This window comes from Streptomyces sp. ITFR-16, assembly GCF_031844705.1.
In the GTDB taxonomy this organism is placed as follows: domain Bacteria; phylum Actinomycetota; class Actinomycetes; order Streptomycetales; family Streptomycetaceae; genus Streptomyces.
Genome location: NZ_CP134609.1, coordinates 6670398 through 6694250, shown reverse-complemented (window position 1 = coordinate 6694250; position 23853 = coordinate 6670398). Strand labels below are relative to the sequence as shown.

The following is a 23853-nucleotide window of genomic DNA, read 5'->3' as shown; positions in this document are numbered from 1 at the left end:
CGTACCGAATGCCGGGCCTCCCGGAGGATGAGCCGTGGGTACCCGGCGTACTCCCCTGGGTGGAGACAGGACTACCCGGCCTTGGGGTCATCCCCGAGGGGACGCTCGGAGCCGTCCTCCCTGGGCACCGGTTGTTCGACCAGGGCGAGGACCCTGGTCGCCATGAAGCGGGCGGTGCGCACCACTGATCCGTTCCGGGTGACTTCACTCACTTCGACCACACCGCGACGGACCGCTGTCTCCACCCTGCGGCCCGCCCTGGAGGCCACCACTTCGTAGGTCCGGGTCGTGTCCCCGGCGTCCACGACTATCTCGACTCGATCGCCCTTCACTGATCCAATCCCCCTTCTGCGACGGACCGTTGAGATCTCGCACGGGCCGGGGCGCCTGGATCCGCAGCGCCCTGACCACTCCTCAAGTTTCCCACCCGGCACTGACAATCGATTCCCCGGCGAGGGCGCGGCCTCTGAGCGCCCCGGGCGGCGGGTACGTAAGCTGTGCCTCGTCAGGCGTACCAGGCAGCGGGGATGGGCAGACATGGCGATGATGCGGCTCCGGCGCGAGGACCCGCGTGTCGTCGGCTCGTTCAGGCTGCACCGGCGGCTCGGGGCGGGCGGCATGGGTGTCGTCTACCTGGGTTCGGACCGGCGGGGCCAGCGGGTGGCGCTCAAGGTGATCCGCCCGGACCTGGCGGAGGATCAGGAGTTCCGTTCGCGGTTCGCGCGCGAGGTGTCCGCCGCCCGGCGGATCCGCGGCGGCTGTACGGCCCGGCTGGTGGCCGCGGACCTGGAGGCGGACCGCCCCTGGTTCGCCACGCAGTACGTGCCGGGGCCCTCGCTGCACGACAAGGTGGCCGAGGAGGGCCCGCTGTCGGCCGCCGAGGTGGCCTCGATCGGGGCGGCGCTCTCCGAGGGTCTGGTGGCGGTGCACGAGGCCGGAGTCGTCCACCGCGACCTGAAGCCGTCGAACATCCTGCTCTCCCCCAAGGGCCCGCGCATCATCGACTTCGGCATCGCCTGGGCGACCGGTGCCTCCACGCTCACGCACGTCGGTACGGCGGTGGGCTCGCCCGGCTTCCTCGCGCCGGAGCAGGTGCGGGGCGCGGCGGTGACGCCCGCGACGGACGTCTTCTCCCTCGGCGCCACGCTGGCGTACGCGGCGATGGCCGATTCACCCTTCGGGCACGGCAGTTCCGAGGTCATGCTCTACCGCGTGGTGCACGAGGAGCCCCAGCTGTTCGATGTGCACGACGCGCTCGCACCCCTGGTGAGCGCCTGTCTGGCCAAGGATCCGGAGGAGCGCCCGAGCACGCTCCAGCTCTCCATGCGGCTCAAGGAGATCGCGGCGCGGGAGGCGCAGGGGCTGCACGAGAGCCGGCCGCCCGCCCAGCGTTCGGCGCAGGAGGCGGACCGGCCGACCGGGCGGCTGGACGGCCCGTACACCGAGCAGCAGACCCGCAGGGCCGCCGGGCCCGCCCCGGTCGCGCGTCCGCAGGGCCGGCCGGCGGCGCCCCGTCCCTCCTCGCCGCGCACCGGGGGTTCGCGTCCGGCTCAGCAGCAGCCGGGGCGGTCGACGCGTCCGGGACGGCGGCCGCAGGGCACCAACGGGACGAACGGCAGGCCGGGGACGCGGCCGGGCACCCGGACGACCTCCACCGGCCGCCGCCCGGCCAACCCGAGGCTGCTCCGGCAGCGGCTCGTCGTCTTCGTGGTGGTGACGCTGCTGGTGGCCCTCGGTATCGCGGCGGCCCAGGGCTGCCAGGGTCCGCCGCGCGGCCTGGGCGCGGATCCGGGGCAGGTCGTCCGGGTCCAGGCCCCGGCGCCAGGCGAGCGGTAGCCTGCGGGCTCAGCTCTCCGGGCGGCCCGTGGCCACCGCGTAGAAGGCGACCGCCGCGGCGGCGCCGACGTTCAGCGAGTCGACGCCGTGGGCCATCGGGATGCGTACCCATTCGTCGGCGGCGACCAGCGCCTGCGTGGACAGCCCGTCGCCCTCGGCGCCGAGCATCAGGGCCACCTGGTCCATCCGGTGCGGGGCCGCCTCCTCGATGCTGCTGGCCTTCTCGTCGGGTGTCAGCGCGAGCAGCTTGAAGCCGGCCTCCCGTACCGTCTCCAGGGCCTTGGGCCAGGTGTCGAGGCGGGCGTACGGGACGGAGAAGACGGCGCCCATCGAGACCTTGACCGAGCGCCGGTACAGCGGGTCGGCGCAGTCCGGGGAGAGCAGGACCGCGTCCATGCCGAGCGCGGCGGCGCTGCGGAAGATCGCCCCGATGTTCGTGTGGTCGTTGACGGCTTCCATGACGACCACACGGCGGGTGGTGCGCAGCAGTTCCTCGGCGGCCGGCAGCGGCTTGCGCTGCATCGAGGCGAGGGCCCCCCGGTGCACGTGGTAGCCGGTGACCCGCTCGGCGAGCTCCGGGCTGACGGCGTACACGGGGGCCGGGACCTCGTCGATGACGTCGCGCATGAGGTCGACCCACTTCGCCGAGAGCAGCATGGAGCGCATCTCGTACCCGGCGTGCCTGGCGCGTCTGATCACCTTCTCGCCCTCGGCGATGAAGAGGCCCTCGGCGGGCTCTCGCCTGCGCCGCAGCTCGACGTCGGTCAGGCCGGTGTAGTCGCTCAGGCGGGGGTCGTCGGGGTCGTCGACGGTGATGAGATCAGCCACAGGTTGATACTGCCTTGTCCGGTGTGTGGTGCCAACGGTCGGGAGAAAGATCCGTTACCGCTGGTTACTTTTCGGTCGCTGCCGCGGCCTCGGGTCCGACGCCGACGACGTCACCGATGACGATGACGGCGGGCGGGCGGACGTCCTCGGCCACGGCCCGCTCGCCGACGGTCGCGAGCGTCGCGTCGACGCGGCGCTGGGCGGCGGTGGTCCCTTCCTGGACGAGGGCCACCGGGGTGTCGGGGGACTTCCCGTGGGCGATGAGCGTGCCAGCGATGGCACCGATCTTGTCGACGGCCATCAGGAGGACCAGGGTGCCGCGCAGCCGGGCGAGGGCCGCCCAGTCGACGAGCGAGCGCTCGTCGTCGGGGGCGACATGGCCGCTGACCACGGTGAACTCATGGGCGACGCCGCGGTGGGTGACGGGGATGCCGGCCGCGCCGGGCACCGAGATCGAGCTGGAGATGCCGGGGACGACGGTGCAGGCGATGCCCTCGGCGGCGAGCGCCCGGGCCTCCTCCATGCCGCGTCCGAAGACGAACGGGTCGCCGCCCTTGAGCCGCACGACGGCCTTGCCCGCCTTGGCGTGCTCGATCAGGGCGTTGTTGATGGCCTCCTGGGCCATGTACCGGCCGTACGGGATCTTCGCGGCGTCGATCACCTCGACGTGCGGCGGGAGTTCGTCCAGCAGGTCGCGCGGGCCGAGCCGGTCCGCGATGACGACGTCGGCCTCGGCGAGGAGGCGGCGGCCACGGACGGTGATCAGGTCCGGGTCGCCGGGGCCGCCGCCGACCAGGGCGACGCCGGGGGTCCGGGTGCGGTGGTGGGGGGCGGCGAGGGTGCCGTCGCGCAGGCCCTCGACGATCGCGTCGCGGACGGCGGCGGAGTGGCGGGGGTCGCGGCCGTGCGCGTCGGTGGTGAGCACGGCGACGGTCACGCCCTCGCTGCGGCCGGTGGCGGGCGTCCAGGCGGTGGCGGCGTCCGCGTTGTCACTGCGGACGCACCAGGTGCGGGTGCGCTCGGCCTCGGCGGATGCCGCGTCGTTGGCCTCGGTGTCGTCGGAGGCGATCAGGGCGTACCAGGTGTCGGCGAGGTCCCCGTCGGCATAGGGGCGGCGCTCCCAGCGGATCTCGCCGGCGTCGGCCATCGCCTCGACGGACGGGGTGGCGGCCGGCGACACGAGGACGATGTCGGCGCCGGCCGCGATGAGGGCGGGCAGACGGCGCTGGGCGACCTGGCCGCCGCCGACGACGACTACGCGGCGCCCGCTCAGGCGCAGTCCGACGGGGTAGGCGGGGCGATCGGCGTGCTCGGCCATGGCGGTGCGGGCTCCTCGTGCGATGCGGGGTGCGCGGCCGCTGCGGCGCTGGAGCGGCTGTGACGTGCGGGATTCACGATACGGGGTGGGGTGCGGGGGTGGTCGGGGGCGGCCGGTGGGGGCGCCCGCAGCGGGCCTGTTCCCCGCCCCGCCCCTTCCCGTGACCGGGGCTCCGCCCGGACCCCGCGCCTCGAACGCCGGCGAGGCTGAGTGGTTCCAAGCCTCTGCGGCGACTGAGGAGCGGGGTCCGGGCGCGCTACTTCTCCGTGACGCCTGCCGAGTCGAACGTCGCCACCTCGTGCATCGCCCGCGCGGCGCTCTGCACGATGGGCAGGGCCAGCAGCGCCCCGGTCCCCTCGCCCAGGCGGAGGTCGAGGTCGACCAGCGGGCGCAGGCCCAGCTTGTTGAGCGCCGCGACATGGCCGGGCTCCGCGCTGCGGTGGCCGGCGATGCAGGCCGCCAGCGCCTCCGGCGCGATGGCCCGGGCGACCAGGGCCGCCGCGCCCGCGCTCACCCCGTCGAGGACGACCGGCGTACGCAGCGAGGCGCCGCCGAGGAGGAACCCGGCCATCGCCGCGTGCTCCAGGCCGCCCACGGCCGCCAGGACGCCGATCGGGTCGGCCGGGTCCGGCTGGTGCAGGTCGAGCGCACGGCGTACGACATCGACCTTGCGGGCGTGCATCTCGTCGTTGATGCCGGTCCCCCGGCCGGTGACCTCGGCCGGGTCCATCCCCGTGTAGACGCAGATCAGGGCGGCCGACGCCGTGGTGTTGGCGATGCCCATCTCGCCGGTGAGCAGGCCCTTGTTGCCCGCCGCGACCAGATCGCGGGCGGTCTCGATGCCGACCTCGATCGCCGCGAGGACCTCCTCGCGGGTGAGCGCGGGACCGGTCGTGAAGTCCGCCGTGCCGGCGCGCACCTTGCGGGGCAGCAGGCCCGGCGTCGCGGGCAGCTCCGTGGCCACGCCGACGTCGACCACGCAGACCTCGGCGCCCACCTGGGCGGCGAAGGCGTTGCAGACCGCGCCGCCGCCGAGGAAGTTGGCCACCATCTGGGCCGTGACCTCCTGGGGCCAGGCGGTGACGCCCTGGGCGTGCACCCCGTGGTCGCCGGCGAAGATCGCGACGGCCGCGGGCTCGGGGATCGGCGGCGGGCACATCCGGGAGAGCCCGGACAGCTGGGCCGAGATGATCTCCAGCATGCCGAGCGCACCGGCCGGCTTGGTCATCCGCTTCTGGCGCTCCCAGGCCTCACCGAGCGCCTTGGCGTCCAGCGGCCGGATGTTGGAGATGGTCTCCTGGAGGAGGTCGTGCGGCTCCGCGCCGGGCAGGGCACGGCGGCCGTACGTCTCCTCGTGCACGACCCAGGACAGCGGACGGCGCTTGGACCAGCCCGCCTGCACCAGCTCGGGGTCCTCGGGGAACTCGTCGACGTAGCCCACACAGAGGTACGCGACCACTTCGAGGTGTTCGGGCAGGCCGAGCGCCCGGACCATCTCGCGCTCGTCGAAGAAGCTGACCCAGCCGACGCCGAGCCCTTCGGCGCGGGCTGCGAGCCACAGGTTCTCCACGGCGAGCGCCGAGGAGTACGGGGCCATCTGCGGCTGGGTGTGCCGGCCGAGGGTGTGCCGGCCGCCCCGCGTCGGGTCGGCGGTGACGACGATGTTGACCGGGGTGTCGAGGATGGCCTCGATCTTCAGTTCCTTGAACTGCTTGGCCCGGGCCTTCGGCAGCGACTGGGCGTACGCCTCGCGCTGCTGCTGGGCCAGCTCGTGCATGGACCGGCGGGTCTCCGCCGAGCGGATCACCACGAAGTCCCAGGGCTGGGAGTGGCCGACGCTGGGCGCGGTGTGGGCCGCCTCCAGCACGCGCAGCAGGACCTCGTGCGGGATGGGGTCGCTGCGGAAGCCGTTGCGGATGTCGCGGCGCTCGCGCATCACGCGCAGGACGGCGTCGCGCTCGGCGTCGTCGTAGCCGGGGGCCGGCGGCGCGGTGACGAGCGGCTGCTCCGGCTGCTCGGGCGCCTCGGTGGTCTCCGGCGTCCCGGCGGCCGGGGCGGGGGCTTCGGGCGCCTCCGCGACGGGCTCCGTGAGGTCCGGGGTCTCGATGACCTCGGGGCCCGACTCGGGCTCCGGCCGGGCCGGGAGTTCCTCGGCGGCGGGCTCGGCGCCCGCCTGCGCCTCCACGGCCTCGGGCCGGGGCCCGGGCACCGCCGCCACCGCGATGGGCCGCACCGGCTGTTCGGCCGCAGGGGCCGGGAGCGGGGCGACGGGAAGCGAGTCCGTCACCGGTGCGAACCCGGCCAGGGACGCGTGGTCCGGAACCGGTTCCGCCGGAGGCTCCGCCGCCACGGGCGCCTCGACGGGCGCGGCCTCGGGCGCGGCCACGTCGGCCACTGTCTCGGGTGCCTCGACGGCCACCGCTTCGGGCACGGGCACCTCGGCGGGCGCCGGCTCGACCGGCGCGGCATCGGCCTGCACCGCTTCGGCCGGGACGGGCGCCGCGTGGGCCGGTGCGGCCTGCACCGGGTCCGCCTCCGCAGGCACGGCTTCCGCGAGCACGGGCTCGGCGGCGACGGGCTCTGCCGGCACGTGCTCCGCAGGCGCGGCTTCGGCGGGTGCCTCCGCCGCCGGCGGCTCGGCCGTGGCCTCCATCGCGGGGGCCTCTGCCTGAGCCTCCGCCACCACGGGCTCGACCGGTTGCGCCACCGGCACGGGCTCGGCGGCCGGGGCCTCCGCCGCGGGCTCGGCCGCGGGCTCGGCCGCGGGCTCTGCGGCGGCCGGCTCCGCGATCGGTTCGGCGGCCGGGGCCTCGGCGACCGGCTCTGCCACGGCCGGTTCCGGAACAACTGATTCCGGAACGACCGTTTCTGCTGCGGGGGACTGCGCCGCCACCGGCTCGGGCTCGACGGCCGCCGGGGCCGGGGCCTCCTGCGGCTGGGCCACCCACTGGCTGACGCCCTGCGGCGGGATCTCGCCGAGCTGGGGGCCGGGGAGCGCGGCCGCCTCGTCGGGCGGCAGCTCGAAGTACTCGGGTTCGGCGGTGGCGGGTCCCGCGTGGCGCGGCGGGGCCGGTGCGGTCGCCTGGGCCTGGGGTGCGCCGGCCGGTCCCCGGTCGGCGAGCGAGCGGACCACGCCGCCGCCCGACGTACCGCCGTAGGACGGTCCGGAATCGGCCGAGGGGCCGCGGTGCAGCGGGCGGCGCACGGGAGCCTGCGTCTGGGCCACCGGCGGCTGGGCCTGTGCCGGGGCGGAGACGGGGGCCGCGAGGCGTACGGCACCGAGGTCGACGGAGCCGGAGTCGCGGCCGCCGGACTCATGGGTGTTGCGCCCGGTCTCCGGCAGCGGCTCGGCGGCGGCCTGCATGGCGTACGCCGGGGCCTGGACCTGCTCCTGGAGCTGCACGGGGCCCTGCGCCTGCGCCGGGTCGAAGCCCTGCGCCTGCGGGTAGCCGCCCTGCTCGGGCAGCGGGGCCGGTGCGGCGGCGCCGTCCGGGAAGTGGCCGGGTGCGGCGGCCGGCTGGGGCTCGCTCCAGGCGCCCTGGGGGCTCGGCATCAGCAGGAGGTCGTCGTCCTCGGACGCATGCTCGGAGGGATCGAGGAAGGTGTAGGCATCCGGGGCGGGGACGCCCGGCTGCTCCACCATGCCTGCGTTCTCCGGCAGTCCCTCGCCCGGGATCTGGCCGGTGTCACTCATGCGTACCCCTCGCCCATCGTCAGTGCTCCTTCGGCCCTTCGCCCGGGACGCCCGAACACGGCACGCCGGTGCTCGTCCAGTGGAACGAGCGGGCGCGCCGCGCGGCACGAATCGGTCGCGGACATCCTGCATTCTCGCGGTCGTTCGCCGCCGCGGCAGGTCATTTCGCCACGGCTCGCTGTGGACTGCGCCACGTTGCGCGTCCCAGGGTTCTGCCGTACCACAAGGAGGGCCAAAACGGTCCTCTTTTCCGGACATTGACGAACGAAGCGACGAACGTCCGGGAGCGGTGCGACGATCGGCCAGCCTACCCCGCACCGCATGGCGGCCGGGTCAGGGGGCAAGGTCCGAACGAAGTGCGGAAAGCAGGAAGACGACCGTGCGTTCGCGCTCCGACCACGCGGCCGTGTCGAGTTCGACGGACTGCAGCAGCGAGCAGGAGACCGTGTAGCCGTTCTCGGTGAGGGCCGCGCCCAGGCTCTCGGCCTCGTCGCGGGTGGAGGCGTGGGTGACGATCCGCTCGGGCCTGCGGTCGGCGACGGCGGTGACGACGGGGGCGCCGCCGCCCCCGATCCGTACGACATCGGGTTCGGGCAGCCGTTCCAGTACGTGCGGGGCGCGGCCCTCGACGACCTGGAGCTGGACCCCGAAGGCCCGGGCGGCGGCGGTGGTGCGGGCGCAGGCGTCCGGGTCCTCGTCCACGGCCAAGACCGCGGCGCCGAACCGGGCGGCCTCCACGGCGAGCGCCCCGCTGCCGGAACCGATGTCCCACACCAGGTCGCCGGTGCGGGGTCCCAGGTGGGCGAGCTGGGCGGCGCGCAGGCCTGGGGTCTCGCCCTCGCCGCTCTCCCGGGCGGGGCCGGTCCCTCGGTAGGCGTCGGCGGGCAGGGCCCAGCCGCGTACGCCCTGGGGGTAGGCGGGGTGGCGGCCGGCGATCCAGGCACCCTCGGCGCGCTGTTCGGGGCCGCCGCCGATGACGATGACGACGTTGGGGTCGCGCCAGACGTGGTCGGCGGCCGTGTCGGAGGTGACGACGGTGACCTGTTCGCAGTCGGTGCCGAGTTCCTCGCAGATGACGAAGGTGCGGTGGACGCCTTCGAGGAGCAGGGCGAGTTCGGCGGGGCCCGCGCCGGGCGAGGTGAGGACGGCGACCTTGTGGTGGGCGCGGCAGACGTTGACCGCGCGGCGCAGGGTGCGGGGGTGGGCGACGACCGTCTGGGCGTCCTCCCAGGGCATGCCGGCGCGGGCGAAGGCGGTGGCGACGGAGGAGACGGCGGGGACCACCTCGACCTCCAGGCCGTGTTCGGGGGCCCGCAGGGTGCGTACGACTCCGAAGAAGCCGGGGTCGCCGTCGGCGAGGACGACGGCGCTGCCCCGGTGGGCGGCGATGCGGCGGGCGGCGAGATCGACCGAGCCGAGGCGGATGCGTTCCGCTCCCCCGGGCACTTCGGGCAGGGCGAGGTGGTGGGCGGCGCCGGCGACCAGGGTGGCGGCGGAGAGTGCGGCGGTGGCCGCTCTGGTCAGCGGTGAGCCGTCCCAGCCGATCACTGTGACCCGGTCGGCCATCTGTTGTCCGTCTCCTGTGTCGCCCGATGTCGTCTGATGTCGTCGCAGGTGGGAGTTGTCGTCCCGGGCAGGGTGAGGTTACCCGGTCCGTCGCGGCGCGGTGCCGGGGGCTCCGGGGCGTCAGTTCCAGTCGTTGTAGGTGCCGTATCCACCGGCGTCGGCGAGCTGTTCTGCGACTCCTTCGAGGTCCTCGGGCAGCAGCCCCCAGACGATCAGGTCGGTCCGGATGTCGGTCCAGCCGCCGTCCTCGGTCTGTGAGCGCGCTATGCGGGCGTTGCGCAGGACTCCCTCGCTGATGCAGCCGAGCTTCTGGGCGACCTGCTGGGAGGCGGTGTTGTCGGCGGCGGTGCGCAGTTCGATGCGCTCGAATCCCTGGTCGCGGAAGAGCCACTGGGCCAGGGCGAGTACGGACTCGGTGGCGTAGCCCTCGCCGCGCGCCCAGGGGGCGGTGATGTAGGCGGCCTCGGTGGCGAGGGTGCGCCAGTCGGTGTTGCGCAGCCGTACCGAGCCGACGAGGCGCTGGGTGAGGAACTCGGTGACGGCCAGGACGATGCCGTCCCCCTTGGTGCGCTGTGCCGGAGCGATTCTGCGCACCCAGCGTTCGGCGTCGACCTGGGTGTAGGGGTGCGGGGCGTCGGTCCAGGCGGTGACGAGTTCGTCGTTCATCATCTCGATGTACGCGGGGACGTCGGCCATGTCGAACGGGCGCAGCACCAACCGGTCCGTGCTGATGGAGATGTCCGGAAAGGTGGAAGTCATGCGCAGCTCCATGCCGAAGACCGTGTAAAGGCACAGCATGCAGCATCGCGGGGACCTTGTGCATGGGCGGGTCCGTACGACGGAGCCCCGCACACCCGGGCGGGGTGTGCGGGGCTCGTCGGACAAGTGCCGTACGGGGGTCAGGACTTGGCGGCGTCACCGAAGGCCGGGACGACCGAGCCCTGGTAGGTGTCCTCGATGAACTTCTTGACCTCGTCGGAGTGGAGGAGCTTCACGAGCTTCTGGACGCGGGGGTCCTTCTCGTTGCCCTTCTTCACGGCGACGATGTTCGCGTACGGGTTGCCGTCGGCCTTCTCCAGCACGAGGGCGTCCTTGGCGGGCTTGAGCTTGGCCTGGATCGCGTAGTTGCCGTTGATGACGGCGGCGTCCACGTCGTTCAGGGCGCGGGGGACGGTCGCCGCCTCCAGCTCCTTGAACTCCAGGCCCTTCTTGTCGGTGATGTCGCTCAGCTTGGCGCTGGTGCCGACACCGGACTTGAGGGTGATCAGGCCGTTCTCGGCGAGCAGCTGGAGCGCGCGGCCCTCGTTGGTGGTGTCGTTGGGCACGGCGATGGTCTGGCCGGACTTGATGTCGCCGAGGCCCTTGATCTTCTTGGAGTAGAGGCCGAGGGGCTCCAGGTGGACGGTGCCGACGGAGACCAGGTGGGTGTTGTTCTTCTGGTTGAAGTCGTCCAGGTAGGGCTGGTGCTGGAAGAAGTTGGCGTCGACCTGGCCGGTCTCGGTGGCGGTGTTCGGCAGGACGTAGTCCGTGAACTCCTTGACCTCCAGCTTGAGGCCGGCCTTGTCCGCGAGGCTCTTCTTGACGAAGCCCAGGATGTCGGCGTGCGGCGTCGGGGACGCGGCGACGACGAGCGCCTTGGAGGTGTCGGCCTTGGCGCCGGTCTCGCTCTTGGACGCCGGGTCGGAGTCCGTGCCGCAGGCGGTGAGGCCGAAGGCGAGGGCGGCGGTGGCGGCGGCTGCGGCGGTGAGCTTGATGTTCTTACGCACGAAGAGTGCCTCTTTCCATGGTGATGGTGGTGCGGCCCGGACAAGGAGTGCGGGCTTGTGCGGGGGGAAGTTCAGGAGGTGGTGCGGCCTCGGCGGGCCAGCAGGCGGACGGCTCCGTCGCCGATCAGCTGGATCACGGTCACGATGACGATCAGCAGCGCGACGGTGATGAGCATGAACTGGTTGTCGAAACGCTGGAATCCGTAGGTGACGGCCTTGGAGCCGAGCCCTTCGCCGCCGACCGCTCCGGCCATCGCGGAGTAGCCGATGAGCACGATGACGGTGGTGGTGACGCCGGAGACCAGGGAGGGCAGCGCCTGCGGCAGCAGGACCTTGCGGACGATCGTCGGGATGGAACCGCCCATGGACTGGACGGCCTCGACGAGCCCGTGGTCGACCTCGCGGACGGCTGTCTCGACGAGCCGTGCGAAGAAGGGGATGGCTCCGACGGCGAGCGGCACGATCATCGCGGTGGGGCCGATGAAGGTGCCGACGACCCAGGTGGTGAAGGGGATCAGGGCGATCAGCAGGATGATGAACGGCAGCGAGCGGCCGATGTTCACGATCACGCCGATGACCTTGTTCACCGGGGTGTTCTGCAGGAGCCCGCCCTTGTCGGTGAGGACCAGCAGGACGCCGAGCGGCAGTCCGGCCAGAACGGTGACGAGGGTGGACCACAGCACCATGTAGAGGGTGTCGACGGTGCCCTGCGTCAGCAGCGGCTGCATTTCGGACCAGGTCACTTCGCCACCTCCTTGGTGAGCGGTGCGGGGATGACGACGGGTTCGGCCCCGACGATCTCGGCCTGGAGGCCCTGCTCGCGCAGGAAGCCGATGGGCACGACGTTCTCCTCGAACCGGCCGGGCAGCTCGATGCGCATCCGGCCGATCTGCCGGCCGCCGACGGTGTCCATCGCGGCGCCCAGGATCGAGATGTCGATGTTGTACGTACGGGAGAGCTGCGAGATCACCGGGCGGGCGGCGGCCTCGCCGTGGAAGGTGACGTCGACGACCGTGGCGTCGGGGCCGGAGGCAGTGCCGCCGACCGGGAACAGCTCGTGGGCCAGCTCGGAGCCGGGGGTGGCGAGCAGTTCGCCGACGGTGCCGGACTCGACGACACGGCCCTTCTGCATCAGCGCGGCGGAGTCGCAGATGGTCTTGACGACGTCCATCTCGTGCGTGATGAGCAGGACGGTGAGGCCGAGCTGCCGGTTGAGGTCGCGCAGCAGCTGGAGGATGGAGCGGGTGGTCTCGGGGTCCAGGGCCGAGGTCGCCTCGTCGGAGAGGAGCACCTTGGGGTCGCCGGCGAGGGCGCGGGCGATGCCGACGCGCTGCTTCTGGCCGCCGGAGAGCTGCCCGGGGTAGGACTTGGCCTTGTCGGCGAGGCCGACCAGGTCGAGGAGTTCGAGGGCCTTGCGGGACCGTTCGCGCCCGGCGACGCCGAGGATCTCCAGCGGGAGCTCGATGTTGCCCTGGACGGTGCGGGAGGCCAGCAGGTTGAAGTGCTGGAAGACCATGCCGATACGGCTGCGCGCCTCGCGCAGCTCCTTGCCGGCCCGGCGGCCCCGGCCGGCAAGGGCCGTCAGGTCCTGGCCGGCGACGGTCACGGTGCCGGAGGTGGGGCGTTCCAGCAGGTTGACGCAGCGGATCAGGGAGGATTTGCCGGCGCCGCTCTGGCCGATGACGCCGTACACCTCGCCCTCGCGGACATGCAGGTCGACGCCGTCCAGAGCGGTGACCTCGCGGTCGCGCGACTGGTAGACCTTCGTGAGGCCCGTAGTGGTGATCACAGGGGTTTCCGTCACTGTCGAGTGCGCGGCGCGGTGTCCGCCGGGCACGGGGCATTCGTCCGGTGAGACTGTCCGGACGTTTCGATCGGACGTGTTCGAGCGGGGATCCGCTACGGCCGGGCGCGGCGGTGGCCGCGGGGCGACGGGTCCCGGCAGGCTCGTTCCGCTGGGTGCGGACGGCGCGGGCTCGGTCTCGCTTCGGGGCGCGAGGCTCGGTCGTGGGCCCTCAGAAGGCGCGCATTCGACACATACAACGAGCACCGGGCGCGGTGATCGCCTCGGTCGCAGGGGTGCGGCTGCTCGTCGTGGTCATGGACCCAAGTAAAACAGACGTAACGTTCCTGCCGAACCGGCTGTCCGGATAGCGGACAGCCGTGGATGGTTCGGCGGGAACGGGCGGCCGGCTCCGGGATTTCTCTGCGGCAAGGCTGTGACCTGCGCAGACATGCTCAGGCACCCTGCGGTGACGCGCTCGGTCACCGGCCCGGGACAGTGGGGTGCTGTGGCCAAGGCCACGGTCCGCCCCGGGGGCGCACGCAGGGGGCACTCCGTCCCGTAATACCCTCGGCTCATGCTTGACGCCCTGACGATCGCGGTCGGCGTGGCCGCCCTCGGCCTCGCCGCCTGGTGCGGATTCGCCGCCTACCGGGACCAGCCCACCAAGGACTGGCACTTCATCGGGATGGCCGTGGTCTCGCTGCTGGCGCTGGCCCAGCTGGTGGTGGGGATCGTGCAGACGGCCCGCGGCGAGCGGCCCGAGCAGGGCATGACCATCTTCTTCGCGTATCTGATCGGGGCCTTCCTCGCCGTCCCGGCGGCGGGGTTCCTGTCGCTGAGCGAGCGCACCCGCTGGGGTTCGGTGACGGTGGCGGCGGGCGCGGTCGTGCTGGCCGTCCTCGAAGTACGGCTCTACGACATCTGGGGAAACTGACCGTGACCGACACCGACCGCACCCCGGCAGCCGCCACGGGCGAGAAGCAGCCCTTCGACCTCGGCACCGGCCCGGGCCGCGTACTGGTCTGGTTCTACGGCGTGTTCACCGTCGCCGCGGCCTCCCGCGCGATCGTCCAGATGATCCTGGACTTCGACCGCGCGCCCCTGGCCTATCTGCTGTCGGCCGTCGCCGCCGCCGTGTACGGCTTCATCACCTACTCGCTGGTGCGCGGCGGCGAGCGGGCGCGCCGGACGGCGCTGGTGTGCTGCGCCGCCGAGCTCGCCGGCGTGCTGATCGTCGGTACGTGGACCCTGGTCGAGCCGTCCGCGTTCGCGGACACCACGGTCTGGTCGTACTGCGGCAGGGACTACCTGTTCATCCCGGTGATCCTGCCGGTCACCGGGATGATGTGGCTGCGCCGCGCGCGGACCGCGTGACGCCTCAGGCGCTCGCCACATAGGCGGCGGCCGCGGCCTCCTTCTCCAGCAGGATCATCTGGACCCCGTCGCTGCCGGTGGCGTTGCCCACGGCCGCGTAGCCCGCGCGCTGGTAGAGCCGCAGATTGCTCTCGCTGCGATGGCCGGTGTGCAGCCGGAAGCGGGTGGCCGCGCACCGGTCGGTGAGCCCCGCCTCCGCCGCGTTCAGCAGCCGGGCGCCGAGGCCGTGGCCCTGGAGCCGGGGGTGGACGCAGAGCCGGCCGATCTGGCCGGTGCCCTCCGGTCCCGCCGCGCCCCGTACCGAACCGACGACCTCCTCGCCGAGCCGTGCGACGAACACCAGGTTCGTCGCTATCTCGGCGCGCAGCGAGTCCAGGGTCTGGACGAGGGGTTCGATGCGGTAATTCCCGTACAGCTCCGCCTCGCTCTGAAAACAGAGGTACTGGAGCTTCAAGATCTGTTCGGCGTCCTGTGCGCTCGCCGTCGAGATGATCACGCTCATGCCCATCCGCGCATGCCTCCCGCTCACCTGATCCGCCGGTTGTCTACCGCTCCTTTCCCCGCAGTTCAGGAGCTACAACCTCCGCCGGCAGCATTCTGCGCAGACATCCAAGGCAACGGGAACGGATCGGGCCCAAACTCCCCTGTGACATACCCAACTCCCCTGCGATTTCGCGGTAGGTGGGATCGCCCGGCGCGAACATCGCGCTCAGTAAGCGGGCACAGGGCGCGGGAAGCCGCTCCACGGCGGCGCGCAGCAGGCGGCGTTGGTCGGCACCGAGGGCGGCGCGCTCCGGACAGCCGGCCGGGTCCGGGGTGCACTCGTCGCGGTACGGGCGCTCGCGCCGGGCGGTGCGGCGGGCCCGGCGGGCCTCCGCGCGGACGGTGTCGCGCACCCAGCGGGCGGGATCCGGGGGCGGGCCCTGGTGGGCGAGGCGTTCCAGCAGCCGCAGCCAGACGGTCTGTTCGAGGTCGGCGGGATCGACCGCCGCACCGGTGGCGGCCGCTTCGGTCTCGGCCCTCGCCTCCGCGCTGACCAGCGGATACAGGGTGCGGACCGCGGCGGAGAAGCCCGGGGCCGGAAGGAGGGCGGGCGGGGCCGGTTGAAGATCGACAAGCGTCATGCCCCCACCCGACGCCCTGCGGTGGCCGCCGGGTTGCCGAACGGGCCGGGCACCACCCGACCGGGGCATCCCCGGCCGGGTGCTGACGCCGGCTACTTGCCGGTGAAGTCCGCCGCCGCGAGCAGCGCCGTGTCCGGGTTGTCGGAGAAGATCCCGTCGATCCCGGTGGCGAAGTACGCGGCGAAGGCGCCGAACGCGTCGCCGTAGGCGTTGGGGTCCGTGCCGCGCCGGAAGTCGGCGGGCAGGAAGGTGTTCTCGTTGCGCATGGTGTACGGGTGCAGGACCAGGCCCTTGGCGTGCGCGTCCCGCACCAGGGTGGTGGGCTCGGCCAGCCGGCCGGCGGCGTCCTTGGGGATGATCAGGTCCAGGGTGGGCCCGATGCCCTGGGCGAAGGACGCGATCCACTTCAGTCCGGCGGGCTTCACCAGGTCGTCGGTGGTGCGGGGGTCGCCGGACACCACGAAGTCCCAGGGCTTGGACCCGGCGCCCGAGAGCAGGACGACGCGCGGGGTGTCGACGAGCTTCGCCAGCCGCTGGATGCTGCCGGGCTCGAAGGACTGGAGGATGAGCGGGGACTGCGCGCGGTGGCGGCCGTAGCGGCGCAGCAGCTTGGCGAGCCGCTCCTCGAGCCCGAGGCCGATGCCGCGGAAGTAGGTGGGGTGCTTGGTCTCGACGTACAGCCAGACCGGCCTGCCGCGGCGGCGGCCCTCGCGGTCGGCCCAGCGCAGGACCTCCTCGAAGGTGGGGATCTCCCAGCGGCCGTCGTAGAGGGTGTTCTTCTGGCGGTTGCCGGGGATGCGCTCCTTGGCGCGGAGTGTCTTCAGTTCGGCGAGCGTGAAGTCCTCGGTGAACCAGCCCGTCAGGGCGATGCCGTCGACAGTCTTCGTCGTTCTGCGACTCGCGAACTCGGGGTGGTCGGCGACATCGGTGGTGGCCGTGATGTCGTTCTCGTGGCGGCAGACGAGGTGGCCGTCCCGGGTGGGCACGAGGTCCTGCTCGACGATGTGCGCGCCCATGTCGAGGGCCAGCTGGTAGGAGCCGAGCGTGTGCTCGGGCCGGTAGCCGCTGGTGCCGCGGTGTCCGATGACGGTGGGCACCGGCAGGTCGAGGCGGTGGCCGCCGTGCCCGCCGGACTTGCCGGCGGTGGCCGTACCGGCGGCATGGGCCGTTCCGTTCAGGCCGAGGGCGGCGGTACCGAGTACCGCGGCCCCCACGCCCATGACGGTCCGTCGTCCGGGGGCGGCCTGCGCACGCTCTGTCATGAATGCTCCTCGCATGTGATGTACGGCACCTGTCGAGCGAAGATCGAGCGTAGGCACCGGCACCGTCCTGAGCGCGGCACCTGGACGAACATGACGCAAACACACGTCAACACTGCGTATCCGGTGCGTGAACCCGATGTGCGATCAGCGAGTACCCGCGAGTATCGTCCTCACCTGCATGGACCCTCTCAATCCGTCGCCTCGGCCGGCCCGGCCACTACACCGGAGGAACCGTTGTCCCGACTCGCACTCATCAAGGCAGTGCTCGGACCGATCCTGCGTCTGATGTTCCGTCCGCGGATGGAGGGCATCGAGAACATCCCGGGGTCCGGGCCGGTGATTCTGGCGGGAAACCATCTGACGTTCATCGACTCGATGATCATGCCGATCTGCTGCGACCGGCCGGTGTTCTTCATCGGCAAGGACGAGTACGTGACGGGCAAGGGCCTCAAGGGCCGGCTGATGGCCTGGTTCTTCACGGGCGTCGGCATGATCCCGGTGGACCGGGACGGCGGCCGCGGCGGTGTCGCGGCGCTGATGACGGGCCGCCGGGTGCTGGAAGAGGGCAAGGCGTTCGCGATCTACCCGGAGGGCACCCGCTCCCCCGACGGCCGGCTCTACCGGGGCCGTACGGGCATCGCCCGGCTGACGCTGATGACGGGCGCCCCGGTGGTCCCGTTCGCGATGATCGGCACGGACAAGCTCCAGCCGGGCGGCTCCGGTCTGCCCCGGCCGGGCAAGGTCACGGTCCGCTTCGGTGAGCCGATGGAGTTCTCGCGCTACGAGGGCATGGACCGCGACCGCTATGTGCTGCGGGCGGTGACGGACTCGGTGATGGCCGAGGTGATGCGGCTGTCCGGCCAGGAGTACGTCGACATGTACGCGACGAAGGCCAAGGCCGCCTGACCGGCGGCCCCAGGACGGCCATACGGAAGGGCCCGTACCCCGGTCGGGGGTACGGGCCCTTCCGTGTGCCCGCCGCACCCGTACGGCCGACGGCCGTACGGGGCTTCTTTCGCGGCCCGCCCCATGACGCGACACGCCCTAGTCGTGCACGATGCCTTCCTCCAGCTCCTGGCCGCGCAGCAGGAACCAGGCGGCGACCGCCGTCGCCACCAGGACCACCGCGCCGACGCCCGCGGCGAGCCCCAGCCCGTCGACGAAGGCGGCCTGGGCGGCGGAGACCAGCTCGGTCGCCTGCTGCTGCGGGAGCACCTTGGCGGCCTCGACCGCGCCGCCCAGCGACTCATGGGCGGCCGAGGAGACGGCGGGCGGTGTGCCCGGCGGGGCGTTGAAGCCCTGGTAGGCGCCGGTGACGATGGAGCCGAGCAGGGCGATGCCGAGGGCGGCGCCGAGCTCGTACGCCGTCTCGGAGACGGCGGACGCCGAGCCCGCGTGCTCCTTGGGGACGCTGGAGAGGATCACGTCGGACGTCACCGTGAACGCGAAGCCAGCGCCCACGCCGACGACCAGGAGGAGCGCGCCGATCAGCGGGTAGGCGGTGTCCTTGTGGACCGCGGCGACCGCCGCCAGTGACAGGCCGATCGCGCCGAGGCCGCCGGCCACCACGGACCGTACCGAGAAGCGGCGGGCGACGGTGCCGGCCAGCAGACCGGCCGTGACCGCGCCGACGGCCGCGGGCAGTTCGGCCAGGCCGGCCTCCAGCGGTCCGCGGCCCTGGACCAGTTGCAGGAACTGGGAGAGGAAGAAGACCAGGCCGGACAGGCCCAGGATGGTCAGCAGATCGGCGAGCACGGCACCGGAGAACCCGCGGTGGTGGAAGAGCCGCATGTCGAGCAGCGGCGCGGGCAGGTGGAACTGCCGGCGTACGAACCAGATGAGCGCCACGACGCCGCCGACGCCCGCGAGCGCGACCTGCCAGCTCCCGCCGTGCGCGGCCAGCTCCTTGATGGCGTAGACGACCCCGATCATGCCGACCAGGGAGAGCGCCACGCTCGCCAGGTCCCACGGCCCGGGTGCCGGGTTCTTCGACTCGGGGATCATCTTGATGCCGACCACCACGAGCACGGCCATGACCGGCAGGTTGATCAGGAAGACCGAGCCCCACCAGAAGTGCTCCAGGAGGAACCCGCCGACGACGGGCCCGACGGCCGCGCCGGCCGAGGCCATCGCGCCCCAGATGCCGATCGCCAGGCTCCGCTCCCGCGCGTCGTGGAAGAGGTTGCGGATCAGGGCGAGGGTGGAGGGCATCAGGGTGGCGCCGGCCACGCCGAGCAGGGCTCGCGCCAGGATCATCATCTCGGGCGTGCCCGCGTATGCGTTGAGCACCGAGACCGCGCCGAAGGCGGTGGCGCCGCACAGCAGCAGCTTCTTGCGGCCGATGCGGTCGCCGAGGCTGCCCATGGAGACCAGGAGCCCCGCGATGACGAAGGAGTAGACGTCACCGATCCAGAGCAGCTGGGTGCCGGTCGGTTCGAGGTCCTCGCTGAGGAACGGGGTCGCCAGGCCGAGCACGGTGGCGTCGACGGCCACCAGCAGGACGGCCAGGACGAGCACGGACAGCGCGATCCACCGCCCGGGGCGGTAGGGCTCGACGGGCGGCTCCGGACGCTGTTCCACGGTGCTCATTGCTCCACGCTCCGGCGTGCGCCGCCGAGCAGCAACTCGACGATCATGAACTGGAAGTCCTGGGCGGCGACCCGGCCCACCTGGACGGCCCACGCGGCGGTGCCGATGAGCCCGTAGAGGGCCTCGGTCAGCCAGGCGGGGGTCAGGTCGATACGGATCTCGCCGCGCTCCTGGCCGCGCCGGAAGAAGGCGGCGACCCGGGCGTCCAGCCGGTCCCAGCCGTCGTTCTGCTCGTCGCCCTCGAAGAGCTGATTCTCGGTCACGAGGAAGGACAGCAGCCCGGCGCTGGGCTCGACGGCCGCGACGAACCGGCGCAGCGCCTCCTCGGCGGTGCCCTCGTCCAGCGCGGCGGCGTCGAGCGCCGCTTCGAACTCCTGGATGCCCAGCTCCTCCAACGCCCTGACCAGGGCGTCCCGTCCGGCGAAGTGCCGGTGCAGGGTGGCGCGGCCGATGCCCGCCGCCTTGGCGACCTCGTCCATGGTGGCGGTGGATCTGCGGGTCAGCAGGGCGGCGGCACTGCGCAGCACCTGCTCACGATCAAGAGTCATGAGACGACAATAACCCATTTGAGACACGAACGTCTCATCCAAGGTGCACCGCCGCGCCGGGAAAATGCCTCGCCCCGCCTCCCGGACGCGGGGACGATGACGTCATGAAGCCGCTGCTGCTGATCGACATCGACGGTCCGCTCAATCCGTACGCAGCGCTGTCTCGCCGCCGTACGCCCGAGGGATACACCCGGCACCGCATGCGGCCGACCGGGTGGACCTCGGGCCCCGCGCTGCCCGTCCTGCTCAACCACGGTCACGGCCGCGAGCTGCTCGCGCTCGCCGGGCGCTACGAACTGGTCTGGGCGACGACCTGGAAGGACGAGGCGAACGAGTGGGTCGGTCCGCATCTCGGTCTGCCCGCCCTGCCGTTCATCGACTGGCCCGAGATGCACGGCGACGCCCCGGAGGGGACGTACTGGAAGACGCGGTACGTCGTCGAGTACGCGGCCGGGCGGCCGTTCGCGTGGATCGACGACGAGATCACCGAGCGGGACCGGGCGTGGGTCGCCGGCCGGGGCGTCGGCGAGAACAGTCTGCTGCGGCAGATAGACCCCCGGGTCGGTCTGGAGCGGGCCGACTTCGACGCGCTGGCCGCATGGGCGGACGGCCGGGCGGGCGGCGGCTGACCGCGCGTCCCGGCCGCCGCCCCCGCTCAGCCGTCCCCGCTCAGTCGTCCCCGCTCAGTCGTCCCCGTTGTCGAGGAGCGTCAGGTCCAGGCCGGGCAGCAGCGCCGGATCCCTGATCACGAACAGTTCGCTCACCTTCCCGTCCTCGATCGTGAACCGCATGACCGAGAAGCGCCGGCCCTCCAGTGCGGAGATGACGGCCGGGGCGCCGTCGGCCAGCGCGAACCGTGCCGACCGGGCGAAGGGCGCGAACATGATGGCCTGGCGCGCCACGTTCGCCGCGCCGCGCACCGCCGAGGAGACTCCGGCCGCGTCCTCGGTGCGGACCACCACGTCCGGGTCCAGGACGGCGACCAGCGCGTCGAAGTCACCGTTGCGGGCCGCGGCCAGAAAGGCGTCGACGACCTCGCGCCGGCGGGCCGCGCCGGGGTCGGGTGCCGGGTCGGCGCCCCGCACCCGGCGGCGGGCCCGGCTGGCGAGCTGCCGGGCGGCGGCCGGGGTGCGGTCCACGATCCGGGCGATCTCGTCGAAGGGCACGGCGAACATGTCGTGCAGCACGAGGGCCAGGCGCTCGGCCGGGTCGAGGGTTTCGAGCACGACGAGGAGGGCCAGGCCCACCGAGTCGGCCATCAGCGCCTGCTGCTCGGGGTCGCCGCCGGGGCCGGGGGCCGGCGCCCGTTCGACGCCCGGGCCGTCGGGCGCCCCGGCCTCCAGGGGTTCCTCGCGGCGGGAGCGGCGGGAGCGCAGCATGTCCAGGCAGACCCGTCCGACGACGGTCGTCAGCCAGCCGGGCAGGTTCTCGATGGCGGAGCCGTCGGAGCGGCCGAGCCGGATCCAGGCCTCCTGGACCGCGTCCTCCGCCTCGGTGGCGGAACCGAGCATCCGGTACGCCACCGCGTTCAGCCGCGCCCGGTTCTCCTCGAAGCGCGCCGCCAGATATGCGTTCTCGTCCACAGCCGTCCTCCCGCGTCCCGTGCCGTCACCGCATTGACGCGCCGGACCCCCGCGATGTGACGGGAGAGCCTGCGGGGATCAGCTCCACGGGAGGGACGCGCGGTGGCGCCAGTACGCCTCCGGCTCCTCCACCAGCGCGTCCAGCCGGGCCCGCCGCTCCTCGTCGAGGTCCAGGACGGCCGCGTGGAGGTTGCCGGAGAGCTGGCCCACGGTCGCCGCGCCGGAGAGGACGACGCCGGCCCACGGCTGGTGCAGTACCAGCGCCAGTGCGACCGCGTCGCTGCCGAGCCCCTCCTCGCCCGCGATCTCCCGGACCACGGCGGGGGCCTCGGTGCCGGCGAGCCGGCCGTTGGCCATGGCCTCCTTGACGATGACGGTGAGGCCCGCGTCATGGGCCTCGGCGAGCGCCGGGCCGGCGGAGGTCTCCAGGGCGTTGTAGGTGGCCTGGACCGTGCGGAAGAGGGGTTCGCCGTCGACCGTGACGGTGAGGGCGGCCCGGATCGCGTCGGCCTGGGCGGGCCCGCTGGTGGAGAGGCCGACGCTTACCCCTTCAGCGGCGAGCGCGGCGAGCCGGGCCTGCAGTTCCTTGTCGGTGAGGGCCGGGCTGTCCGGGGTCACCGAGTGGATCTGGTAGAGGTCGAGCCGGTCGCCGAGGAGTTCACCGGTCTCGGCGCGCTGGCGCTCGTAGGCGGCGAGGGAGTGGTCTTTGACCTCGTGCGGCGTCTCGGCGTCGGCCTTCCAGCCGGCGGTGTAGGTGTAGCCCCATTTGCTGCCGACGACGACGTCGCGGACCTCGGGCCGGGCGGCCAGCCAGCCGGCGAGGAACTCCTCGGAGCGGCCGTAGGAGCGGGCCGCGTCGAAGTAGCGGACGCCCTGCGCGTAGGCGGCGTCGAGGAGTTCGTGCGTACGGGCGCGCAGTTCCTCCACCGAGCGGTCGCCGGGCAGGTCGCGGTCGCGGTGGAGGTTGATGTAGCCGGGCCTGCCGACCGCTGCCAGGCCGAGCCCGATGTGGGCGGTCGGAGTGGTCGCTGTGGCAAGTCGGGCGAACGGCATCGCGGGCTCCTCGTGGTCGGCAGGAAAGTCGACTACCCCCAACGTAGCCCGCGATGCCTCCCCGGCTACTTGCGTGCGTCCGCCCAGGCGCGCTGCACGGCCAGGTCGGCCTTGAGCTCGGCCAGCTGGACGGCGACGGCGGAGGGCGCCGTGCCGCCGCGGCCGCTGCGGGAGGCGAGCGCGCCGGCGACGTCGAGGACCGTGCGGACCTCGGGGGTGAGGTGTTCGGAGATCTTCGCGAACTGCTCGTCCGTCAGCTCGCCGAGCTCGATGCCGTGGTGCTCGCACTCCTTGACGCACTCGCCGGCGACCTCGTGGGCGACACGGAACGGCACGCCCTTCTTGACCAGCCACTCGGCGATGTCGGTGGCGAGCGAGAACCCGGCCGGGGCCAGCTCCTCCATGCGTGCGCGGTTGACGGTGAGGGTCGCCATCATGCCGGTGAAGGCGGGCAGCAGTACCTCCAGCTGGTCGCAGGAGTCGAAGACCGGCTCCTTGTCCTCCTGGAGGTCGCGGTTGTACGCGAGCGGGAGGGCCTTCAGCGTGGCCATCAGCCCGGTCAGGTTGCCGATGAGCCGCCCGGACTTGCCCCGCGCCAGCTCGGCGATGTCGGGGTTCTTCTTCTGCGGCATGATCGAGGAGCCGGTGGAGAAGGCGTCGTGCAGGGTGACGAAGGAGAACTCCTTCGTGTTCCAGATGATGATCTCCTCGGCGATCCGGGAGAGGTTGACGCCGATCATCGCGGTGACGAAGGCGAACTCGGCGACGAAGTCCCGCGAGGCCGTGCCGTCGATGGAGTTGCCGACCGAACCGTGCTCGAAGCCCAGATCGGCGGCGACCGCCTCCGGGTCGAGCCCGAGCGAGGACCCGGCGAGCGCGCCGGAGCCGTACGGGGAGACCGCTGTCCGCTCGTCCCACTGCCGCAGCCGCTCCGCGTCCCGGGACAGGGACTGCACATGGGCCAGGACGTGGTGGGCGAAGAGCACCGGCTGCGCGTGCTGGAGGTGCGTACGCCCGGGCATGGCCACGTCCGGGTGCGCCTCGGCGAGGCCGACCAGGGCGTCCTGGAGGTCGGCGATCAGTCCGCCGATGATGCGGGCGTGGTCCCGCAGATACATCCGGAAGAGCGTGGCGATCTGGTCGTTCCGGGACCGCCCGGCCCGCAGCTTGCCACCGAGGTCGGGCCCGAGCCGCTCCAGCAGCCCGCGCTCCAGAGCGGTGTGCACGTCCTCGTCGGCGATGGTGCCGGTGAAGGACCCGTCGGCGACATCGGCCTCGAGCCGGTCGAGCCCGGCGGTCATCCGCGCCAGCTCGTCCTCGGTGAGCAGCCCGGCCTTGTTGAGCACACGGGCGTGGGCACGGGAGCCGGCGATGTCGTACGGCGCGAGCCGCCAGTCGAAGTGGACGGACGCGGAAAGCCGCGCCAGCGCCTCGGCCGGACCGTCGGCGAAGCGGGCGCCCCAGAGACGTACATCGCCGTTGCCGTTGCCGTTGCTCACTGCGTGCTCCTCGGAAGAACCAGGGTG

At 72.7% G+C, this 23853-nt stretch carries 22 protein-coding genes; 5 read left to right on the top strand and 17 right to left on the bottom strand.

Annotation, left to right across the window (positions count from 1 at the left end):
• Positions 1–71: 71 nt before the first annotated feature.
• Complete coding sequence (locus tag RLT58_RS29745) at positions 72–332, bottom strand: DUF8836 family protein (RefSeq protein WP_311313448.1); 261 nt, start codon at positions 330–332, stop codon at positions 72–74.
• Positions 333–537: 205 nt separating this feature from the next.
• On the opposite strand from RLT58_RS29745, the gene RLT58_RS29740 reads away from it, so the two are divergent.
• Positions 538–1836 (top strand): serine/threonine-protein kinase, encoded by a 1299-nt coding sequence (locus tag RLT58_RS29740; RefSeq protein WP_311313447.1) that lies wholly within the window; start codon positions 538–540, stop codon positions 1834–1836.
• Positions 1837–1845: 9 nt separating this feature from the next.
• Here the strand turns inward: RLT58_RS29740 and RLT58_RS29735 are convergent, their stop codons facing one another.
• From RLT58_RS29735 to RLT58_RS29700, 8 genes are all read right to left on the bottom strand, one after another.
• On the bottom strand, positions 1846–2664 hold the full coding sequence (locus RLT58_RS29735) for a TrmH family RNA methyltransferase (RefSeq protein ID WP_311313446.1): 819 nt from the start codon (positions 2662–2664) through the stop codon (positions 1846–1848).
• Positions 2665–2728: 64 nt separating this feature from the next.
• Positions 2729–3982 (bottom strand): uroporphyrinogen-III C-methyltransferase, encoded by a 1254-nt coding sequence (gene cobA, locus RLT58_RS29730; protein WP_311313445.1) that lies wholly within the window; start codon positions 3980–3982, stop codon positions 2729–2731.
• Positions 3983–4238: 256 nt separating this feature from the next.
• Positions 4239–7676: a nicotinate-nucleotide--dimethylbenzimidazole phosphoribosyltransferase gene (gene cobT, locus RLT58_RS29725; protein WP_311313444.1), complete on the bottom strand. Its 3438-nt coding sequence runs from the start codon at positions 7674–7676 to the stop codon at positions 4239–4241.
• 333 nt (positions 7677–8009) lie between these two features.
• Entirely contained in the window at positions 8010–9242 is a 1233-nt protein-coding gene (gene cbiE, locus RLT58_RS29720; RefSeq protein ID WP_311313443.1) for a precorrin-6y C5,15-methyltransferase (decarboxylating) subunit CbiE, read from the bottom strand.
• Positions 9243–9362: 120 nt separating this feature from the next.
• On the bottom strand, positions 9363–10040 hold the full coding sequence (locus tag RLT58_RS29715; protein WP_311313442.1) for a GNAT family N-acetyltransferase: 678 nt from the start codon (positions 10038–10040) through the stop codon (positions 9363–9365).
• A gap of 101 nt (positions 10041–10141) precedes the next feature.
• Positions 10142–11008, bottom strand: a complete 867-nt coding sequence (locus tag RLT58_RS29710) for a MetQ/NlpA family ABC transporter substrate-binding protein (protein WP_311313441.1) — start codon at positions 11006–11008, stop codon at positions 10142–10144.
• A gap of 71 nt (positions 11009–11079) precedes the next feature.
• A complete protein-coding gene (locus RLT58_RS29705) occupies positions 11080–11751 on the bottom strand; it encodes a methionine ABC transporter permease (RefSeq protein ID WP_311313440.1) in 672 nt (223 codons plus the stop codon).
• Complete coding sequence (locus tag RLT58_RS29700) at positions 11748–12797, bottom strand: methionine ABC transporter ATP-binding protein (protein ID WP_311313439.1); 1050 nt, start codon at positions 12795–12797, stop codon at positions 11748–11750. The genes RLT58_RS29705 and RLT58_RS29700 overlap by 4 nt, the downstream gene beginning before the upstream one ends.
• 571 nt (positions 12798–13368) lie before the next feature.
• Here RLT58_RS29700 and RLT58_RS29695 point away from each other — a divergent pair.
• A complete protein-coding gene (locus RLT58_RS29695) occupies positions 13369–13728 on the top strand; it encodes a hypothetical protein (protein WP_311313438.1) in 360 nt (119 codons plus the stop codon).
• Positions 13729–13730: 2 nt separating this feature from the next.
• Complete coding sequence (locus RLT58_RS29690) at positions 13731–14168, top strand: hypothetical protein (RefSeq protein WP_311313437.1); 438 nt, start codon at positions 13731–13733, stop codon at positions 14166–14168.
• A gap of 4 nt (positions 14169–14172) precedes the next feature.
• On the opposite strand, the gene RLT58_RS29685 is transcribed toward RLT58_RS29690, so the two are convergent.
• The 3 genes from RLT58_RS29685 to RLT58_RS29675 form a co-directional block, all read right to left on the bottom strand.
• The gene (locus RLT58_RS29685) at positions 14173–14676 is read right to left on the bottom strand and encodes a GNAT family N-acetyltransferase (RefSeq protein WP_311313436.1); all 504 of its coding nucleotides are present in this window, start codon (positions 14674–14676) and stop codon (positions 14173–14175) included.
• 37 nt (positions 14677–14713) lie between these two features.
• Positions 14714–15292: a sigma-70 family RNA polymerase sigma factor gene (locus tag RLT58_RS29680; protein WP_311313435.1), complete on the bottom strand. Its 579-nt coding sequence runs from the start codon at positions 15290–15292 to the stop codon at positions 14714–14716.
• Between the two features lie 92 nt (positions 15293–15384).
• A complete protein-coding gene (locus RLT58_RS29675) occupies positions 15385–16554 on the bottom strand; it encodes a glycerophosphodiester phosphodiesterase (RefSeq protein ID WP_311313434.1) in 1170 nt (389 codons plus the stop codon).
• Positions 16555–16788: 234 nt separating this feature from the next.
• On the opposite strand from RLT58_RS29675, the gene RLT58_RS29670 reads away from it, so the two are divergent.
• Positions 16789–17460, top strand: coding sequence for a lysophospholipid acyltransferase family protein (locus RLT58_RS29670; RefSeq protein ID WP_143626073.1), 672 nt, complete (start codon positions 16789–16791; stop codon positions 17458–17460).
• Positions 17461–17598: 138 nt separating this feature from the next.
• On the opposite strand, the gene RLT58_RS29665 is transcribed toward RLT58_RS29670, so the two are convergent.
• Together RLT58_RS29665 and RLT58_RS29660 are read right to left on the bottom strand one after the other, a co-directional pair.
• Positions 17599–19143: an MFS transporter gene (locus tag RLT58_RS29665; RefSeq protein WP_311313433.1), complete on the bottom strand. Its 1545-nt coding sequence runs from the start codon at positions 19141–19143 to the stop codon at positions 17599–17601.
• Positions 19140–19691 carry a TetR/AcrR family transcriptional regulator gene (locus RLT58_RS29660; protein ID WP_311313432.1) on the bottom strand — a complete coding sequence of 184 codons (552 nt, stop codon included), beginning with the start codon at positions 19689–19691 and terminating at the stop codon, positions 19140–19142. Before RLT58_RS29660 ends, RLT58_RS29665 begins: the two co-directional genes overlap by 4 nt.
• A 104-nt stretch (positions 19692–19795) precedes the next feature.
• On the opposite strand from RLT58_RS29660, the gene RLT58_RS29655 reads away from it, so the two are divergent.
• Positions 19796–20320 (top strand): HAD domain-containing protein, encoded by a 525-nt coding sequence (locus RLT58_RS29655; RefSeq protein ID WP_311313431.1) that lies wholly within the window; start codon positions 19796–19798, stop codon positions 20318–20320.
• 54 nt (positions 20321–20374) lie between these two features.
• Here the strand turns inward: RLT58_RS29655 and RLT58_RS29650 are convergent, their stop codons facing one another.
• From RLT58_RS29650 to argH, 3 genes are all read right to left on the bottom strand, one after another.
• Positions 20375–21274, bottom strand: coding sequence for a sigma-70 family RNA polymerase sigma factor (locus RLT58_RS29650; protein ID WP_311313430.1), 900 nt, complete (start codon positions 21272–21274; stop codon positions 20375–20377).
• Positions 21275–21352: 78 nt separating this feature from the next.
• Positions 21353–22327 carry an aldo/keto reductase gene (locus RLT58_RS29645; protein ID WP_311313429.1) on the bottom strand — a complete coding sequence of 325 codons (975 nt, stop codon included), beginning with the start codon at positions 22325–22327 and terminating at the stop codon, positions 21353–21355.
• A gap of 65 nt (positions 22328–22392) precedes the next feature.
• Positions 22393–23826, bottom strand: coding sequence for an argininosuccinate lyase (gene argH / locus RLT58_RS29640; RefSeq protein ID WP_311313428.1), 1434 nt, complete (start codon positions 23824–23826; stop codon positions 22393–22395).
• Positions 23827–23853: the final 27 nt, after the last annotated feature.

Coding starts and splice junctions, on each gene's coding strand:
- RLT58_RS29645 (WP_311313429.1), bottom strand. CDS start 22,327: ATGCCGTTCGCCCGACTTGCCACAGCGACCACTCCGACCGCCCACATC.
- RLT58_RS29715 (WP_311313442.1), bottom strand. CDS start 10,040: ATGCTGTGCCTTTACACGGTCTTCGGCATGGAGCTGCGCATGACTTCC.
- RLT58_RS29685 (WP_311313436.1), bottom strand. CDS start 14,676: ATGGGCATGAGCGTGATCATCTCGACGGCGAGCGCACAGGACGCCGAA.
- cbiE (WP_311313443.1), bottom strand. CDS start 9,242: ATGGCCGACCGGGTCACAGTGATCGGCTGGGACGGCTCACCGCTGACC.
- RLT58_RS29680 (WP_311313435.1), bottom strand. CDS start 15,292: ATGACGCTTGTCGATCTTCAACCGGCCCCGCCCGCCCTCCTTCCGGCC.
- RLT58_RS29665 (WP_311313433.1), bottom strand. CDS start 19,143: ATGAGCACCGTGGAACAGCGTCCGGAGCCGCCCGTCGAGCCCTACCGC.
- RLT58_RS29660 (WP_311313432.1), bottom strand. CDS start 19,691: ATGACTCTTGATCGTGAGCAGGTGCTGCGCAGTGCCGCCGCCCTGCTG.
- cobA (WP_311313445.1), bottom strand. CDS start 3,982: ATGGCCGAGCACGCCGATCGCCCCGCCTACCCCGTCGGACTGCGCCTG.
- cobT (WP_311313444.1), bottom strand. CDS start 7,676: ATGAGTGACACCGGCCAGATCCCGGGCGAGGGACTGCCGGAGAACGCA.
- RLT58_RS29740 (WP_311313447.1), top strand. CDS start 538: ATGGCGATGATGCGGCTCCGGCGCGAGGACCCGCGTGTCGTCGGCTCG.
- RLT58_RS29675 (WP_311313434.1), bottom strand. CDS start 16,554: ATGACAGAGCGTGCGCAGGCCGCCCCCGGACGACGGACCGTCATGGGC.
- RLT58_RS29695 (WP_311313438.1), top strand. CDS start 13,369: ATGCTTGACGCCCTGACGATCGCGGTCGGCGTGGCCGCCCTCGGCCTC.
- RLT58_RS29655 (WP_311313431.1), top strand. CDS start 19,796: ATGAAGCCGCTGCTGCTGATCGACATCGACGGTCCGCTCAATCCGTAC.